Source organism: Pseudomonas sp. FW305-70, from assembly GCF_058783925.1.
This window is the reverse complement of the sequence record NZ_JBYSYZ010000006.1, coordinates 131,754-147,633: the sequence shown is the minus strand read 5'-3', so window position 1 is coordinate 147,633 and position 15,880 is coordinate 131,754. Positions and strand designations below refer to the sequence as shown.

The 15,880-nt window shown below is 62.4% G+C and carries 15 protein-coding genes; 6 read left to right on the top strand and 9 right to left on the bottom strand.

The window, feature by feature from the left end; genetic code table 11:
• Positions 1–155 precede the first annotated feature (155 nt).
• The 6 genes from AC3WN7_RS07165 to AC3WN7_RS07140 all read left to right on the top strand — a co-directional run bounded on the left by AC3WN7_RS07165 (position 156) and on the right by AC3WN7_RS07140 (position 2,878).
• Positions 156–455, top strand: a complete 300-nt coding sequence (locus AC3WN7_RS07165) for a DUF5629 family protein (protein WP_172435746.1) — start codon at positions 156–158, stop codon at positions 453–455.
• On the top strand, positions 448–1,617 hold the full coding sequence (locus AC3WN7_RS07160) for a lactonase family protein (protein ID WP_102673593.1): 1,170 nt from the start codon (positions 448–450) through the stop codon (positions 1,615–1,617). The genes AC3WN7_RS07165 and AC3WN7_RS07160 overlap by 8 nt, the downstream gene beginning before the upstream one ends.
• A 156-nt stretch (positions 1,618–1,773) precedes the next feature.
• Complete coding sequence (locus AC3WN7_RS07155; RefSeq protein WP_102673592.1) at positions 1,774–1,953, top strand: hypothetical protein; 180 nt, start codon at positions 1,774–1,776, stop codon at positions 1,951–1,953.
• A gap of 217 nt (positions 1,954–2,170) precedes the next feature.
• A complete protein-coding gene (locus AC3WN7_RS07150; protein WP_007979948.1) occupies positions 2,171–2,296 on the top strand; it encodes a hypothetical protein in 126 nt (41 codons plus the stop codon).
• 115 nt (positions 2,297–2,411) lie between these two features.
• Positions 2,412–2,624 (top strand): hypothetical protein, encoded by a 213-nt coding sequence (locus AC3WN7_RS07145; protein ID WP_102673591.1) that lies wholly within the window; start codon positions 2,412–2,414, stop codon positions 2,622–2,624.
• Positions 2,621–2,878 (top strand): hypothetical protein, encoded by a 258-nt coding sequence (locus tag AC3WN7_RS07140; RefSeq protein WP_102673590.1) that lies wholly within the window; start codon positions 2,621–2,623, stop codon positions 2,876–2,878. Before AC3WN7_RS07145 ends, AC3WN7_RS07140 begins: the two co-directional genes overlap by 4 nt.
• Before the next feature lie 167 nt (positions 2,879–3,045).
• Here the strand turns inward: AC3WN7_RS07140 and AC3WN7_RS07135 are convergent, their stop codons facing one another.
• The 9 genes from AC3WN7_RS07135 to AC3WN7_RS07095 form a co-directional block, all read right to left on the bottom strand.
• Entirely contained in the window at positions 3,046–3,642 is a 597-nt protein-coding gene (locus AC3WN7_RS07135; RefSeq protein WP_102673589.1) for a glutathione S-transferase, read from the bottom strand.
• Entirely contained in the window at positions 3,639–7,280 is a 3,642-nt protein-coding gene (locus AC3WN7_RS07130) for an AAA family ATPase (protein WP_102673588.1), read from the bottom strand. The genes AC3WN7_RS07135 and AC3WN7_RS07130 overlap by 4 nt, the downstream gene beginning before the upstream one ends.
• Positions 7,277–8,521 (bottom strand): exonuclease SbcCD subunit D C-terminal domain-containing protein, encoded by a 1,245-nt coding sequence (locus tag AC3WN7_RS07125; protein WP_095967015.1) that lies wholly within the window; start codon positions 8,519–8,521, stop codon positions 7,277–7,279. Before AC3WN7_RS07125 ends, AC3WN7_RS07130 begins: the two co-directional genes overlap by 4 nt.
• A gap of 291 nt (positions 8,522–8,812) precedes the next feature.
• Positions 8,813–10,465, bottom strand: coding sequence for a BatD family protein (locus tag AC3WN7_RS07120; RefSeq protein WP_095967016.1), 1,653 nt, complete (start codon positions 10,463–10,465; stop codon positions 8,813–8,815).
• Positions 10,462–12,201 carry a VWA domain-containing protein gene (locus AC3WN7_RS07115; RefSeq protein WP_095967017.1) on the bottom strand — a complete coding sequence of 580 codons (1,740 nt, stop codon included), beginning with the start codon at positions 12,199–12,201 and terminating at the stop codon, positions 10,462–10,464. The genes AC3WN7_RS07120 and AC3WN7_RS07115 overlap by 4 nt, the downstream gene beginning before the upstream one ends.
• Positions 12,198–13,280, bottom strand: a complete 1,083-nt coding sequence (locus AC3WN7_RS07110; RefSeq protein ID WP_095967018.1) for a vWA domain-containing protein — start codon at positions 13,278–13,280, stop codon at positions 12,198–12,200. The genes AC3WN7_RS07115 and AC3WN7_RS07110 overlap by 4 nt, the downstream gene beginning before the upstream one ends.
• Positions 13,273–13,767: a DUF4381 domain-containing protein gene (locus AC3WN7_RS07105; protein ID WP_095967019.1), complete on the bottom strand. Its 495-nt coding sequence runs from the start codon at positions 13,765–13,767 to the stop codon at positions 13,273–13,275. The genes AC3WN7_RS07110 and AC3WN7_RS07105 overlap by 8 nt, the downstream gene beginning before the upstream one ends.
• Positions 13,764–14,708: a DUF58 domain-containing protein gene (locus AC3WN7_RS07100; RefSeq protein ID WP_007979925.1), complete on the bottom strand. Its 945-nt coding sequence runs from the start codon at positions 14,706–14,708 to the stop codon at positions 13,764–13,766. The genes AC3WN7_RS07105 and AC3WN7_RS07100 overlap by 4 nt, the downstream gene beginning before the upstream one ends.
• A gap of 5 nt (positions 14,709–14,713) precedes the next feature.
• Positions 14,714–15,673 carry an AAA family ATPase gene (locus AC3WN7_RS07095; protein WP_015095342.1) on the bottom strand — a complete coding sequence of 320 codons (960 nt, stop codon included), beginning with the start codon at positions 15,671–15,673 and terminating at the stop codon, positions 14,714–14,716.
• Between the last annotated feature and the right edge of the window lie 207 nt (positions 15,674–15,880).

Below are 15,880 nucleotides of genomic sequence, written 5' to 3'. Positions count from 1 at the left end.
GGAGCGGGCTTGCTCGCGAAAGCGGAGTGTCAGCCAACAGAGATGTTGAATGATAAACCGCCTTCGCGAGCAAGCCCGCTCCCACAGTTTTGTGTGAAACTTTGGTCGGGTGCTTGCGCTATCATTGGTGCTTTCCCATTCAAAGATTGACTGCCATGACTTCCGCAACCGACACCCTGCTCAACGTCCTCGAACACTGCGATATGGTGGAAATCGACGGTTTGCACGCTTTCGAATTCTCCCTCGATGAATTCGACAACCTGCACATCGAATGCATGGATGGCCGCGCGGCCAAGCACTGGGAGTTCACGCCGGCGCAAATCCAGGCGGCGAGCTTCGATCCAACCCTGCAAAGCTGGCTGATTACCGGTGAATCCGGTGAGCACCGGTTGGTGTGCATGACCGCATACCGCGGTGACAACGATGACGGCGAAGACGCGCAAGACGATGCGTAACCTCTGGCCACTGTTGATGGCCGGCAGCATCGGCGCGATGGGCGTCCAGGCCGCATCCGCCGAGGACTATCAACTGCTGGTGGGCTCCTACACCGCCGGGCAAAGCCAAGGCATCTACCGCCTGGCGTTCGACAGCACCACCGGGCAGATCAACGCCAGGCCCTTGCAAGTGGTGAAAAGCGAAAATCCATCGTGGTTGACCCTGTCGAAAGACCAGCGACACCTGTTCGTGGTCAACGAAAACGGCCCGGGCCAGGTTGATCCGGTCGGGCGCGTCAGCAGTTATGCGATTGATCCCAAGACCCACGGGCTGAGCCTGATCAGCCAGGTACAAAGCCTGGGCAACGAGCCGACCCATTCGAGTCTCAGCGTTGATGGCAGCCATTTGTTTGTCAGCAATTATTCGGTGGCCGAAGACCCCGGCGGTACTCTCGCGGTGCTGCCGGTGGCGGCCGATGGCAAGCTAAAACCGGTGGTGCAGATGAGCAGCCACCCGGCGAGCCGGGTCAACCCCGAGCGCCAGGCCTCGGCCCACGTACATTCGTCCATCCCGTCGCCGGACGGTAAATACGTGTTCTCCATCGACCTTGGCGCCGACAAGGTGTTTGCCTACCGTTTCGACCCCAAGGCCAATCCGCAGCTGCCATTGACCCCGGGCAACCTGGCATTCGTGCAACTGCCGCCCGGTAGCGGACCGCGTCATCTGCTGTTCAGCGCCGATGGCAAACACGCCTGGCTGACCATGGAAATGAGCGCTCAGGTGGCGGCGTTCGATTACCACGACGGCACGCTAGAGCAGACGCAGATGGTCGACCTGGCTGCCGGGCAACCCGTCTCGGACAAGGCAGCCGCCGCGTTGCATGCCTCGGCCGATGGCAAGTTCCTCTACGTCAGCAACCGTGGCACGGCCAATCAACTGCTGGTGTTTGCCATTGATCCGCTAACCGGACGCCTTACCGAGCTGCAACGCCGGGCGGTAGAAGGTGAGCATCCGCGGGAGTTCAGCCTCGACCCGAGCGCCAAATTCCTGTTGATCGCCAACCAGAAGAGCAACCAGATTGTCGTCGTCGAACGCGACGCCAAGAGCGGTCTGTTGGGTAAAACCGTGCAAAAACTGCCGATGGACGCCCCCAGCGACCTGAAGTTTCTGCTGCGTCAATAAGCCGCAGGCCCCGGTTGACGGGGCCTGCCTGCTTTTATCAATGGCGCTGATATCTGGTACTGCTACAAAGCATTTCAAGGCATGAACCCTCGAGGGTTAAGTTTGCTCCACGGCCCCACCGGGCAAGCAAGCCAACTGAATCCGAGGAATACCGCCATGAACTTCAACATCTTCTCTGTCATCGCCGCTTCCGCCATTTCTGCCACCGTTGCGCTGCCAGCCAGTGCCAACGTTGAAATCAGCGACAAAAAAGCCCACACCCAGAGCTACACCCAGAAATACCTGCAACAGAGCGCCAACTTCTACGCCGCGCTGGATCACAAGAACCAAGCCTGAACTTCCCCCCCTGCCTTTATGCAGGAGCGAAGTCACTGATGATCGAAGCGCCTGATGCTGAAAAGCAGGTGTCGAAAACGATCAGAGTGATGTCGCTCCTGCATAACGCATTTGCGACAGCATCATTTTGCTATCAATGTCCCGCTTGATATCACATGGCCATGCGTTTAAATTGACGCTGATTTTTTGACTCCTCCTCACGGCAAGGATCGGCAGCATGGTGACGCGTCTGGCATTGGTTCTTCTGTTTCTCTATTCCACCCCTATTTTGTCGGCATCCGACGCTGTTTCCGGTGAACCGGATGCTGCGCGCGAGCGTTTGATGAGTTTTATCGAAGACTGAAATAGTCTGGCTTGATGATCAACGAAGCTGATGATCACTATGGATAACCCTGAGTGGTGACCCAGGCTGTTTTGATCGATTCTGTGGGCATTGAAACATGCCTGTGGAGAACATCATGGCCAGCGCAATTCTCACTTCTGCCAAATACGGTGCTTATGTAGCGATCGGCCTGTACCTTGCCATGGTGCTGTTGGTCAGCCTGTCCGCCCAGTCACAATCCAGCTTCGAAGCACCGATCCAGGTCGCTCATCCCGGCATCCAGTTTGACCACCGTGCGCAAAACGCCAGCGGTGATCAGGCTGAACTCGCAGGAGTCGCCGGCGCATGAAAGGGCACAGACTCTGGGTCATCGCTGTCCTGGCGTTCATGACCAACGGATCCTCCCTGCTGGGGATCGGGCAGGGCTCGGCGGGCTCGGTGGCACGCGCCATCGAAGCCAATCACAACATTGCCCGCAACATCGAAAATGCCAACGCACAGGGCATGCTGGCCGGCAACCCGCCGATCAGGACCGAAGGCGTGGTTTTCGGCCCGTTCCATGTGGATTGCTCGGCGATCGGGATGTGTGAGGTGTTGGCTTGAACCCTGCTGGTCACTGAATCCTTTGTGGCGAGGGAGCTTGCTCCCGCTCGGCTGCGCAGCAGTCGTAAACCGGTTGATATGGTTTACCTGAAGAATTGAGTGCAATGGATTTGGGGCTGCTTCGCAGCCCAGCGGGAGCAAGCTCCCTCGCCACAGTGTCGGTGTGCTTACTTGCGCATCACACTGGTAAACAGTTCAGACTCCAGAAACCGCTGCAACCAGTCCTGTAACCGCCGATACGGCGTCTGCGCAAACCATTCACGGTCGACGTGGGCGAACTGGCGTACGAAGGGCATCAGCGCCACGTCGGCCAGGCTTGGATGGTCGGCCAGCAAATAGTCGCGTCCCTCCAGCAACGCCTCCAGCCTTTGCAAAAACACCTCGCCCTCGGCGCGATACGCCTCCATCGGCTGCTCGGGATAACGCTCGGCGTACTTGTAGCGGTTCAAGTGCACCTTGAACACTTGATCGTTCTGTTCGATCAGCAGGGCGATTTGCGCCGCTGCATCAGGATCATCCTTGAGCAGCCAGTCTTGCGGATCGTTCTGCGCCAGGGCCCAGCGCATGATGTCGAGGCTTTCGTCGATCACCCGGCCATCGGCGCTCAGCACCGGCACCGTGCCTTTGCCCGACAGCGCGAGCATCTCGGCGGGCTTGGCCTTCAGGCTGACTTCGACGATGTCCACGGCCACTGCCGAATAACGCAGGGCCATGCGTGCGCGCATGGCGTACGGGCAGCGGCGGAAGGAATACAGCGTGTTCATTTCACCTCCAGGGTGCTCAGGCCGTTGCCCTGGCGGCGGACCTGAATCTGCACCGGAATCCGTTCATGCATTTCCTGTACGTGGGAAATCACCGCGACCTTGCGGCCCTGGGCCTGCAAGCCGTCGAGGGCGTCCATGGCCAGTTGCAGGGACTCCGGATCGAGGCTGCCGAAGCCTTCGTCGATGAACAGCGACTCGATTTTCAGCGTGCTCGATGCCATTGAGGCCAGGCCGAGGGCCAGTGCCAGTGATACCAGGAAAGTCTCGCCACCGGACAGCGAATGCACCGAACGCAGTTCGTCACCCATTTCGGTGTCCATCACCAGCAACCCGAGCATGCTGCCGCCGCGCTTGAGGCGATAACGGCGCACCAGTTGGCGCAATTGCACGTTGGCGTGATGCACCAGCAGGTCGAGGTTGTAGGCCTGGGCGATCTTGCGGAAGGTGTCGCCGGTGGCGGACCCGATCAACGCATTCAGGCGTGCCCAGCGTTGATACTCGTTGTAGGCGTCGGCAATCTGTTGGGCCAGGGCCTGATTGGCGTTCTGCCGGCGCTGGTCTTCGACCTGCTCGGCGCGCAGTTCGGCGCAGTGCTGCTCGCTGACGGCGAACTGATGTTGCAGGTCGGTGAGGGCGGTGGCGAGTTGCTCGGCATCGAGATGGCCGTTGTGCCGGGCTTGATGATCGAGCAAGCGCTGATCACGCTCCTGCAGCAGCACCCTGGCCTGTTCGATGGTTTTTTCGTTGTGTTGCAAGCGTTGGCGCAGTTCGCTGACCTGCGTGTCGTCGACCCGCAGCAGATCTTCGAGGCCACCGTCATCCAGCTCGGGATGTCGGCCGCGCCAGTCGGCGATTTTGTCGGTGAGATCGCGATCTTCGTTTTCCAGCGCTTGCAAACGCTCCTGCTGCGCCTTGAGTTCGGCGGCGATCTGCACCCGTTGCGTACTTACGTGCTGCAGCTCCTGCGCCGTTGTTGCCTGGGCACTGCGTGCTTGCTCTACGGCGTTTTCCAGCCCTTGCTGCCACTGCTCGGCGCTGCCGTGCTCGCCCAGCAGTTGTGCAAGTCGGAGCTGGCAAGCCGTTTGCTGTTCGGCCAGTGCAGTGAATTGTTGCTCGGCGATTTGCTGCTGTTGCACGCGGGTTTGCTGGCGATCCTGTTCTTTCTCAAGCGTCTGTTGACGCTGTTGCTGCTCGGCAAGTTCTTCCTTCTGCTGATCGAGCTGTGTGAGGCGTTCGGCGATCTGCCGATCCAGTTGCATGAACGTCGCAGCAGGCTCCATCCGCAGCGCTTCGAGGGTTTCGGCCGGCAGCAGACTGCCGAACGCGGTGAGCTCCTCGTCGAGCCGCTGACGGTCGCTGCTCAGTTCGCGCTGCTGGTTGCTCAGGTGCTGGGCCGCTTGCTGATGCGCGGTTTCGGCGTGGCGCAATTGCTGGGTCAGGCGCGCGGCGTCCTGCTGCAGGGTGAGCAGGGCGCGCTGACGCTGTTCGTCCTGAGTGATGCTCTGGTTCAACTGATCGTTTTGCCGGCTCAGCCAGGCGTCGCGCTTTTCGGCGTCCTGGTCCAGAAGTTGTGCGGCCAGTGGGTGAGCGTCGAGGCTCGGTGCCAAGGCTTGTTGTTGGGCGTCCAGTTGCTCCTGTTGTTGCAGCAGCTCCTTTTGCCGGGCGATGACGCCCACCACCTCGGCGCGCAATTCGGTGAGCTTTTCCTTGAGCTGGTCCACCGCTTGCTGCGCCCGGGCCTGTTCGTTTTCGTCGTGGCGACCGAGACTCTGCAGCAGCGCTTCGGGCTGATGGTAAGGATGCTCGTGACTGCCGCAGACCGGGCACGGCTGGTCGTCCTGCAACTGCGTGCGCAACTCTTCGACACTCGCGCTGCGGGCCAGACGCTGGCGCTCGAGCAGTTCCCGGGTGACGTTGAAGGTTTGTTCGGCGACCGTCAGTTCGGCTTTGGTTTTCACCCCGTCCTGAGTCAGGCCCTCACGTTCCTGTTGCGCGGCGAGTTGGCGTTGTTGCAGTTCGGCGCCGCGCTTGTCCAGTTCCTGCTGGCTGGCCCACAGCCGCGTCAGGTCTTCGATGGCGCGCAGCTGTTTACGGTTGTCCTGCAACAGGTTGCCGAGGATGCCGATCTGCTCGGCCACGGCGTCCGGCTCCGCACCAGCCTCCTTGAACAGCACTTCAAGTTGCTGCTTTTGCAAGGCGAGTTCTTCGCCGAAGCGGGTGGCGTTTTGTTCGAGGGTCGCCAGCTCGGCCTGGCCTTTGTTCAAGCGATTGCCGATCAGCATCAACTGTTGCAGGCGATCCCGATAGGCATTCCACGCGTCGCTGAGCGGCGCCAGATGGGCGCTTTGTTCAAGCTCGGTGGCGATACGCTGCAAACGTTCGGCAACCTGGTGCTGCTTTTCCAGCAAGGCTTGAATGGCGCTTTGGCCTTGGGCGCAGGCTTGTTCTGCGTTGTGCTTCGCCTCGGCGCTGAGGGCGGCGTCCCTGGCCAGGCGGGCGAGGGTGCTTTGCTCTTCGAAGGCCTGACGCAGTAGCGGAGCACTGTCGGTTTGTCGTTGTTGGGCTTCGCTCAGGGCGATTTGTGTGGCCGAGAGGTTTTGCTCCAGCACCGTCTGGCGTTCAGTCAGTTCGTGCTGCTGCCGGGTATGGGCAGCAACCTGTGCGGCCAGTGGCGTCAGCAGTGCATCGAGTTCGGTTTTGCGGGCGAACTGGTGCCGTTGCGGGCCGAGTTGTTCCAGCCGTGTCAGCTTCAAGCGTTCGCTGGCCAGACCTTCCCAGTGCTGTTGGGCGCTTTGAAGTTGCTCGGTCGCTGCGAGTTGAGCGTCCTGCAACTGACGCAAATCCTTGAGCCAGGTGTGCTGCTGCTCAAGCTGTTTGAGTTGTGCCTGCTGCAATTTCTGCTGTTGTTGCGCTTCGTTGAAGCGCGCATCCAGTTCTGCACGGACCTGCGGCGCCAGCGGCGTCACACCGCTGGCCTGATCCTGCAGCAGCTTGTGAACCTCGCGAGCCTCCTTGGTCTTGTCGAAGGCGCGACGACCGAGTCGGGTGTAGAGCGCCGTGTCGGTGAGTTTCTCCAGCAGTTCGCTGCGGTCGTTGTCGTCGGCCTTGAGGAATGCGCTGAACTCGCTTTGCGCCAGCAGCACGGCACGGGTGAACTGTTCGAAGTTCAGCCCCAGCGCGGCTTCGAGCTGAGCCTTGTATTCGCCTTTCTGGCTGGCCAGCAACTGGTCCTGATCGATGTCCCGCAAGCTCTGGCGGCTGGCCTGCAGCTTGCCGGCGGCCTTGTCCCGGGCGCGGTTGGCTTCCCAGCGGGCGCGGTAACGGCGGCCGTCGACTCCGACGAAATCCACTTCCGCATAGCCTTCACCGGTGCCGCGCCGCAGCAGGGTTCGCGGGTCACCGGTGCCGATTTCGCCGTCGGCGTCCGGCACTTTCGCGTCGCGGCCGGTGTTGTTCAGGCGTGGTACGGCGCCAAACAGCGCCAGGCACAAAGCATCGAGCAACGTGCTTTTACCGGCGCCGGTGGGGCCGGTGATGGCGAACAGTCCGGCACTGGCCAAGGGTTCGGCGGTGAAGTCGATTTCAAAGGGCCCGGCCAGGGAGGCGAGGTTTTTCAGGCGGATCGCGAGAATTTTCATGGCTGTTCGCTCTCCATCTGCACGTCTTGCAACAGCTCGGCAAAGTCCTTGAGGGTCTGCTCGTCGACCTCGCTGCCGTAGTTGTCCTGCCAGGCACGGCTGAACAGCTCCTGGGGCGTGAGCTGGTCCAGTTCGATCAGCGTGCTGCCCTCATCGGCACCGTCACGGCTGCCGTTGCCAGCGTACTCGGCGGCGATGCGCACCAGGCGCACGGCCTTGCCTTGCAGGGCGGTTTCCACTTGATTGCGCAGGTCGGGCTGCGGCTCATCGAGGCGCACCCGCACCTCCAGCCAGGGTTGGCGCTGGATGTCGGCCAACAGGTCGATGTCCGGCAGGTCCGCCAGCTGCAGCAGGATCTCGCTCAAGGGCGCCGGACCGATGCGTTGCAGGTTGACCGCGCGGGGAATCAGTTTCGGCTCGACGCTGACCAGGGTTTCGCCGTCGAGCGTGATGTCGAGAATCTGGTGCTGATAGCTGATCTCGGAGAACGACAGCGGAATCGGCGAGCCGCTGTAGCGGATGCGCTCCTCGCCGTTGACCTTCTGCGGTTTGTGCAGGTGGCCCAGGGCAACGTAGCTGATGCTCGGTCCGAACAGGCTGGCGGGCAGGGCTTCGGCATTGCCGATGATCAGGCTGCGCTCGGAGTCTTCCGACACCGAACCGCCCGCCATGTGCGCGTGGCTGATGGCGATCAGTGCCTGGCCTGGCGTGCGCCTGGCGTTGGCCGCTTCGATCAGCCATTCGTGCACCTGACCGATCCCGCGCAGGTAGTTGTCGCCCAAGTGCGCGCCGGTGACTTCCGCCGGGCGCAGGAACGGCAGCGCCAGGCACCAGGCGGTGACTTCACCACTGGCGTCAGGCAACGGCAACAACAGGCGCTCGGCATCCAGCTGTCCGTCATCCAGCCACAGCACACGACCGAGCGCATGGGTGCGCAAGCGCCGCATCAAGGGGGCCGGCAGCTCGATCCGCGAGCCGGAATCGTGGTTGCCGGCGATCATCACGATGGTCAGCGACGGCTGCTGCTCGTGGGCGCTGACGATGAAGTCGTAGAGCCGCTCCTGAGATTTGACCGGCGGGTTGACCGTGTCGAAGATATCGCCGGCGATCAACAGCACATCCGGCTGATCCAGCTTCAGCTGGCGCAACAGCCAGTCAAGAAAACAGCCGTGTTCGAAATCGCGATCCTGGCCGTGCAGGTTTTGCCCCAGGTGCCAGTCGGAGGTGTGAAACAAGCGCAAGGCGGACTCCGGTACAAAAAACAGGTGGTGGCCGCGTGAAAAATGAAGGCGGCGAAAGGGGGGAGAGTTTACTGGTAAACCGGTCGGGTGTGGTTGCACACCGAATTTCTTGTGGTATGGAGTTCTGTGGCGAGGGAGCTTGCTCCCGCTCGGTCGCGAAGCGGCCCCCCTGATTCCTTCAGGCATACCGAGCTGTAAGGATTTACGGCCGCTTCGCGACCGAGCGGGAGCAAGCTCCCTCGCCACAGGCAAGCCCCCTCGCCACAAATGCATCCTTGCCGGCGAAGGGTTCTATTTCGGATAAAGCGGCGGCAACCCACTCTCGCCAACCACATCCTGCACCCGTTCGGCCATCGGGATCGCCTTGATCGCCCGCCACAGCTCGTCACCTTGCCAGTACTGGCCGGTTTCGCTGTAGAGCGCGCCGTTCAAGCCGTCGAGGGCATTGGACAGGGGCACGAAGCGGGCGGCCATGTCGGCCAGGGTTTCCGGTTGTTGCCGGGCCCAGGCGTCGAGGGCCTGGCGGGTGGCGTGGGAATCATTGGCCAGGCAGGCACGCTTGAGGTCGTCGAGTACGGTGCGCGGGCTCGGGCCGGTTTGGGCGGTGCGCGCCACCGCCGGTTGCCAGCGGCCACGCCACCAGAGGCCGAAGCCGAGCAGGGTGGTGCAGGCCAGAAACAAGGTGCTGAGCTTCCAGCGCCACAGGGCTTCGCTGTCGGCGCTGGCCTGGACCGCAGACGCGCCGGCCGGGGTGTCGACCACCAGGCTCGGGTTGGCCGCCACGTGCAGCGTGCGGGCAGGCAGGCTGCTGTGTTCCAGATGGTCTTCGAAAGTGTTCCACCAGACTACGTCGACGGTGGGCAGCTCGATGGCACCGGTCCGTGTCGGCACCAGGGCCTCGCGGTCTTCACGGCTGCCGACCAGGCCGCGTTCGCTGTTCTGGTTGCCGAACACCGGTTGATCCGGGTAGCGGCGCAGCCCGCCGACATCGGTGCCGGGCAGCGGTGGCAGTTGGCTGCTGGACAAGCCTTCGGCCGTCACCGTCAGGCTGCGGGTCAGTGAATCGCCGACCTGGGTGTGGTCCGGCTCCGGGTTCCAGCTTTCGCTCAGGGTCAGGCTGCGCGCAGGCAGCCAGGGGAGATCGGCCGGCCAGGTGATGGGTTTGGCCTTGACCGTCAACAGCAGTTCGGTCGAGGTGACGCGCATCAGCTTGCCGGATTTCGCTCCCTGGGCGGCGCTGTCCTGTACCGGTTGTGCGTCGACCAGCGCCGCGTTGAAGATCTGTGCCGGAATGATCAGTTCGCCACTGTGTTGCGGGTAGATCGCGTAGCGCATTTCGATCACGCCGTGGCGTAGGCCATCGATGTCTTTTTCGTAGGTGCGTGAGTCGCCCAATTGTTCGATGCGTGCGTCAGGTATCTGCAAGGGTGGCAGGCTGCTGTCGTCGTACAGCGACACCGAGTGGTAGATGCGCAGGGTCAGGACGGCCTGGGCCTGAACGTACACGCTGGTTTGATCGAGGCTGGCATCGATGAACACCGGGGCGCGTTTGTTCGGGGTGTCCGGTGTTTCGCTCTCGACCACTTGCAGGGTGATCGGCTGGCTCTGCAGTTCGCCCAGTTGCAGTGGCGCAATCACGACGCTGCCGTTTTGCCGCGGCAGGAGGGTGATGATCCAGCGCGTGGCGGCCTGGTTTTCACCGCTGAGGGTATTCAACTGGTTGACCTGGCGGGTGCCGCGCACTTCGAACAACGGCTCCAGGGGTGTCAGGTCGGGTTTGCCGAACTGTGTCACGTCGGTGGACTCCAGGGTCAGCTCGACCGTCTCGCCTGAGCTCAGGCGAGTGCGGTCCACACTGGCGGCCAGCTCTGCAGCCTGCGCCTGGATAGAGCAGAGCAACAGGCCGTGCATCAGCGCGAGCAATAAAACGGTGAAGCGGGTCATCGAGTTTTTTCCTGATCCTGATGTTGTTGCTGTTCGTACCAGAATTTTCGCCGCAGCAGCTCACCGGGGTCATCCGGAATCTGCCGCAACCACTGCTCCAGTGCCTGACGCTGTTCACCTTCGATACTGTCGGTGGCAGGGCGCAAGGGCGGCGTGGTGTGTTGTTCGTCGCCCAACTCGCTGCCGGGCACTTCATTGGCACCCGGTCTGGGCGGCGACACCGGCGGTTGCGCGGTGTTGGAGTCGGCCGGCGGTTCCTGCGCCTGCGGCTCACCGTTTTCCGAAGACAGCGATGAAACACCAGGTGGAGTCTGTTGTTGCATGGCCTGGGGTTCGTCGCTGCCAGAAGGGTCCGGTTCCGGGGCGGGCGAGCTGTTTTTCTGCTTGAGCAGCTCCTCTACCAGCGCCTTGTTGGTCAGCGCCGGGCGCAAATCCGGTTGACGTTCCAGAGCCTGTTCGTACGCGTCCAGGGCCGCCTCCAGCTCACCGCTTTTGGCCAGGGCATTGCCTCGATTGTAGTGGGCGTGGGCATCGTTGCCTTCTGCGAACCGCTCGGCGGCGCGGGCATAGTCTGCGGCTTCATAGAGCGCCACGCCTTGCCACTGATGGTCTTCGAAGCGCCGCGCGGCTTCGGCCGGGCGCTTTTGCTTGAGCAGGTGTACGCCTTGTTGGTCGGGACGCAACCACAGGTCGACGAGGTCGAAGGCGTAGCTCGGTTGAGGCAGCGCCAATAGCAGCGGCAGGAACAGCAGCCAGCCACGACGTCCCGCGCAGGCCGCCAGCAACAGGAGCGGTAGCAACAGCCAGTAACCCTGATCGGCCCAAGTGTCCAGGCGCAGGGTCTGACCATCGTTGCGCAGGTGGCGTGGGCCGTCGAACAGGCCAAGGGCATGCAGGTCACTGTCGTCCAGGCGTGCCTGGCGAAAGCTTCCATCCAGGTCGTTGGCAAAACTTTTCAAGCCTGGCTCGTCCAGGCGCGGCACGAGAATGGCCCCTTGTTCATCCTTGAGGAAACTGCCGTCCTCCTGGGTGATGGGCGAGCCTTCGGCGGTGCCGATGCCAAGCATCAGAAATTGAGTCGATTTGCCGTTGAGCGCGTGACGAATGCCCAGCCGTTCCTGTTCGGTCAAGGACGAACCGATCAGCAGGATCCGGCCGTCGCCCAGCGCCGCTTGTTCGAGCAGCGCCAGCGCCTTGAGCACCGCCAGATCGGCGCGATGCCCGGCCTCTGGCATCAACGACGGCTTCAGTGCGTCCAGCAGATTGCGGCTGGTGGACAGATCATCCGACAGCGGTACCAGCGTGTGGGCACTGCCGGCGTAGACGACGATGGCGGTTTGCGCGTCGCTGCGAATCTGCAGCAGATCGAACAACTTGCGTCGAGCCTGTTCAAGCCGGTTGGGCATGACGTCGGTGGCGAGCATTTCCGGGGTCAGTTCGAGCACCACCACCAGCGGGTCGGCGGGCTTTTGACTGGTCTGCTCGACACGCTGCCAGCCCGGACCGAGCAGGGCGAGCACGGTCAACAGCCATGCCAGACCGAGGGCGATCCAAGGCAGTTTACTGTCACGGCCACTGCCGCCACTGAGCAGTGCGGCGTGAAAGGCCGGTGGCAGAATCATTTGCCAGCGCCCGGCGCGCTTCTTGCGGTGCCAGAGTTGCCAGAGCAACCAGCCAAGCACCGGTAGCAACAGCAGCCACCAGGGGCGGAACCAGTACGGCCACAGCGCACTCATCGACGCCTCCGCAGGCGCAGGCGTTTGAGACGCTGACGCCAGTCAGGCAGCAGTTGGGTTTGCAAGAACAGGTCCTTGGTAAACAGGCGTTGCAAGGGGTTGTCCGGCCAGAGCACGGGGGCCACCAGGAGCATGCTCAACCACAGCGCCAGGGCGAGTGGCCAGTGGTACAGCGCTTGAGTCGGGCGGGCCTGGGTGGGTTGCTGGGCCACGGGCTCCAGTTGGTCCAGGGTGTCCTTGATCGCCTGCAGCTCTTTGCCGTCGCGAGCACGGAAATACTGGCCACCCGTGGCCTCGGCGATGGCCTTGAGGGACGGTTCGTCCAGGTCCAGGCTCGGATTGACGCCGAGAAAGCCGACCGTGCCACTTTGCTCTGGATCGGCGCCGATGCCGATCGGGTAGATTTTCACGCCTTCCTTGGCGGCGAGTCGCGCTGCGGTGAGGGGGTCGATTTCACCGCCATTGTTGGCGCCATCGGTCACCAGGATCAGCACGCGGCTGGTGGCCGGACGCAAACGCAGGCGCTTGAGGGCCAAACCGATGGCATCGCCGATGGCGGTGTTTTTGCCGGCGATGCCGATGCGCGCCTCGTCGAGCCAGACGCGCACGGTGTGGCGGTCGAAGGTCAGCGGTGCCTGCAGGTAGGCCTGGCTGCCGAACAGGATCAGCCCGACCCGGTCACCTTCGCGGCTTTCGAGAAAGTCTCCGAGCAGATGCTGGACCAGTGACAGGCGACTGATGTCTTCGTCCTGCCATTGCATGTCAGGGAAATCCATGGACCCGGAAACATCCACTGCCACCAGCAGGTCACGTCCGCTGGCGGCAATTGGCATGGGTTCGCCGAGCCACTGCGGGCGAGCCGCCGCGACCAGCAGCAATAGCCACAGCAGGATGAACGGTGCCTGCTGGCGCCAGGCTGGCAGGTTGGCCCGGGCGCGTCGCCCGGCGAGACCTTCCAGATCGCTGAGGAAGCTGACCTTGAGTGCCGGTTCACCACTGTCGGCCACCGGCAATACGATGCGCATCAGCCACGGCAGCGGCGCAAGGGCAAAAATCCACGGCCAGGCGAATTCAAACATGTTTGCGAATCCACGTTTCGACGGCTTGGGTCAGGCCGGCGATGGCCTTGTCGTCGAGTTTGCATTCGGGTTTGTAGGCGCCTTCGACAAGCACCATCCAGCGGGTCAGGCCGGCCGCCGGGCAGCGATTGTCGAGGAACGCCAGCCATTTGCGGCCGTTGAGGGTGTGGCTCTGGCTGTAAGGATAATGGTTGCGGCACAGGCGCTTGAGCAAGCCGTTGAGTTGCTGCAGCCAGGCACCGGCCGGCGCACCGTCGTAAGGCTTGGGCATCAGTGCCAGCTCGGCCAGGGCCGCAAGGCGTACCGGGTCAAGCGGCTGTTCGGCACGTACCACGGGACGTTTGTGTGGAATGAAGCGACGCAGCTTCCACAGGCCCAGACCGATCAGCGGGATCACGAGCAGCAGTAACCACCAACCCGGTGCCGGAGGCCAGAATTGCACCGGTGGCGGGGATATCAGCGGTTGCAGTTGATCAAGGCTGCTCATCGGCCTTTCCCCGGTTTCTGTGGGTTCAGGTATTCGCGCAATTGCTCGACCATCTCGCTCTGAGTGCTCAACGGCATCATCAGCACCCGTAGTTTCTGCGCGAGCAGTTCCCAGCGGGCGATACGTGCTTCGGCCTGGGCCCGGTAAGTCTGGCGCAGATCGAAATTCAGCGTGTCGAGTTCCAGTTGTGCGCCGCGTTCGGCGAAACGCAACAGACCTGCGGCGGGCAGGGCATGATCCAGCGGATCGGACAACGGCAGCAGCAACAGGTCGCAGTGGCGCGATAACAGGCTCAGCTGTTGCTCGGCGCTGTCCGAAAGGGCGCGTTCGTCGCAGATCACGATCACCAGGCTGCCAGGGCGCGACACTTCCCGGGCACGGCGCAGGGCAATGCCAAAGGCGTCGCGGTCCGGCTCGCTTTCGCTATTGAGCGACTGATTGACCCGCACCAGCCGGTTGAGCAACTGCAGCAGGCTTTGCTTGCTGCGCCGAGGCTTGATTTCGTAGTGCTCGTTGTCGCCATACACCAGCCCGCCGACCCGGTCGTTGTGCCCCAGGGCGGCCCAACCGATCAGGCTCGCGGCCTGGGCGGCGAGCACTGACTTGAACATCAGGCCCGAGCCGAAAAACAGCCGGCGGCTTTGTTCGACCATGATGAAGATCGGTCGCTCACGTTCTTCGTGGAACAGCTTGGTGTGGGGTTCCTGGGTGCGGGCAGTCACGCGCCAGTCAATGGTGCGCACATCGTCGCCGGCCTGATAGACCCGCACCTGATCGAAGTCGACGCCACGTCCGCGCAGTTTTGAATGGTGCAGGCCGATCAGCGGGCTGCGCTGGCTCGGCGTGGAAAACAATTGCACTTCACGCACGCGATGGCGCATCTCGATCAGGTCGGCGAGGCTGACACGGATGCCCGGCTCGGGCGGCAGGCTGGCGTTCATCGGGGTCAAGCGACGGCTACGACGTCGAGAATCCGCTGGACCACCCGGTCCTGATCGATGCCAGCGGCTTCGGCTTCAAAGGAAAGAATGATGCGATGGCGCAACACGTCGAACAGCACGGCCTGGATGTCTTCGGGGCTGACGAAGTCGCGGCCGGCCAGCCAGGCGTGGGCACGGGCGCAGCGGTCCAGGGCAATCGAACCGCGCGGGCTGGCGCCATAGGCGATCCACTCGGCCATCTCCGGGTCGAACTTGGCCGGGATGCGGGTGGCCATGACCAGCTGCACCAGGTATTCCTCCACGGCGTCGGCCATGTACAAACCGAGGATTTCCTTGCGCGCGACAAAAATCGTCTGTTGAGTAACCCGACGCTCAGGCTTCGCTTCGCCGTTCAGGGCTTCTCCACGGGCTTGCTGCAGAATCCGGCGCTCGACAGCGGCATCGGGAAAGCCGATTTTCACGTGCATCAGGAACCGGTCAAGTTGGGCTTCTGGCAGCGGATAGGTACCTTCCTGCTCGATGGGGTTTTGCGTGGCCATCACCAAAAACAGCGGCGACAGCTCATAGGTGCTGCGCCCGACACTGACTTGCCGCTCGCCCATGGCTTCGAGCAAGGCCGACTGAACCTTGGCCGGGGCGCGGTTGATTTCGTCCGCCAGTACCAGGTTATGGAAGATCGGCCCTTGCTGGAACACGAAGCTGCCGGTTTCCGGGCGGTAGATTTCCGTACCGGTAATGTCGGCCGGCAACAGGTCGGGGGTGAACTGGATGCGGTGGAACTGGGCCTCGATGCCTTCGGCGAGTTCTTTGATGGCCTTGGTCTTGGCCAGGCCAGGGGCGCCCTCGACCAGCATGTGGCCGTCGGCGAGCAGGGCGATGAGCAAGCGCTCGATGAGTTTTTCCTGGCCGAGAATCTGCGTTGAAAGAAAGGTTCGCAGCGCGAGCAGCGCTTCACGATGTTCCATCGATGACTGTTCCTGCAAAAGGGTGGCCGAGGACGTTCGAAAATGCGCCAGGGCTGGGGGCGTTACTTTAATCCATCGCGGGGGGCGGCGACTAACGGCATTTTGTGCAAAGTGCAGGAAATGGTTGGTAATCGTTGTAGGAACTTTCTACAGGTTTCAGGCTGGTGGTGTTCTTTCGGGCCTCTTCGCGAGCAAGCCCGCTCCCAC

What these genes read in the sequence shown, in the direction of transcription:
- AC3WN7_RS07165 (WP_172435746.1), top strand. Translation starts at nt 156, where the DNA reads ATGACTTCCGCAACCGACACCCTGCTCAACGTCCTCGAACACTGCGAT.
- AC3WN7_RS07105 (WP_095967019.1), bottom strand. Translation starts at nt 13,767, where the DNA reads ATGAGCAGCCTTGATCAACTGCAACCGCTGATATCCCCGCCACCGGTG.
- AC3WN7_RS07160 (WP_102673593.1), top strand. Translation starts at nt 448, where the DNA reads ATGCGTAACCTCTGGCCACTGTTGATGGCCGGCAGCATCGGCGCGATG.
- AC3WN7_RS07150 (WP_007979948.1), top strand. Translation starts at nt 2,171, where the DNA reads ATGGTGACGCGTCTGGCATTGGTTCTTCTGTTTCTCTATTCCACCCCT.
- AC3WN7_RS07100 (WP_007979925.1), bottom strand. Translation starts at nt 14,708, where the DNA reads ATGAACGCCAGCCTGCCGCCCGAGCCGGGCATCCGTGTCAGCCTCGCC.
- AC3WN7_RS07095 (WP_015095342.1), bottom strand. Translation starts at nt 15,673, where the DNA reads ATGGAACATCGTGAAGCGCTGCTCGCGCTGCGAACCTTTCTTTCAACG.
- AC3WN7_RS07115 (WP_095967017.1), bottom strand. Translation starts at nt 12,201, where the DNA reads ATGAGTGCGCTGTGGCCGTACTGGTTCCGCCCCTGGTGGCTGCTGTTG.
- AC3WN7_RS07130 (WP_102673588.1), bottom strand. Translation starts at nt 7,280, where the DNA reads ATGAAAATTCTCGCGATCCGCCTGAAAAACCTCGCCTCCCTGGCCGGG.
- AC3WN7_RS07120 (WP_095967016.1), bottom strand. Translation starts at nt 10,465, where the DNA reads ATGACCCGCTTCACCGTTTTATTGCTCGCGCTGATGCACGGCCTGTTG.
- AC3WN7_RS07155 (WP_102673592.1), top strand. Translation starts at nt 1,774, where the DNA reads ATGAACTTCAACATCTTCTCTGTCATCGCCGCTTCCGCCATTTCTGCC.
- AC3WN7_RS07145 (WP_102673591.1), top strand. Translation starts at nt 2,412, where the DNA reads ATGGCCAGCGCAATTCTCACTTCTGCCAAATACGGTGCTTATGTAGCG.
- AC3WN7_RS07140 (WP_102673590.1), top strand. Translation starts at nt 2,621, where the DNA reads ATGAAAGGGCACAGACTCTGGGTCATCGCTGTCCTGGCGTTCATGACC.
- AC3WN7_RS07135 (WP_102673589.1), bottom strand. Translation starts at nt 3,642, where the DNA reads ATGAACACGCTGTATTCCTTCCGCCGCTGCCCGTACGCCATGCGCGCA.
- AC3WN7_RS07110 (WP_095967018.1), bottom strand. Translation starts at nt 13,280, where the DNA reads ATGTTTGAATTCGCCTGGCCGTGGATTTTTGCCCTTGCGCCGCTGCCG.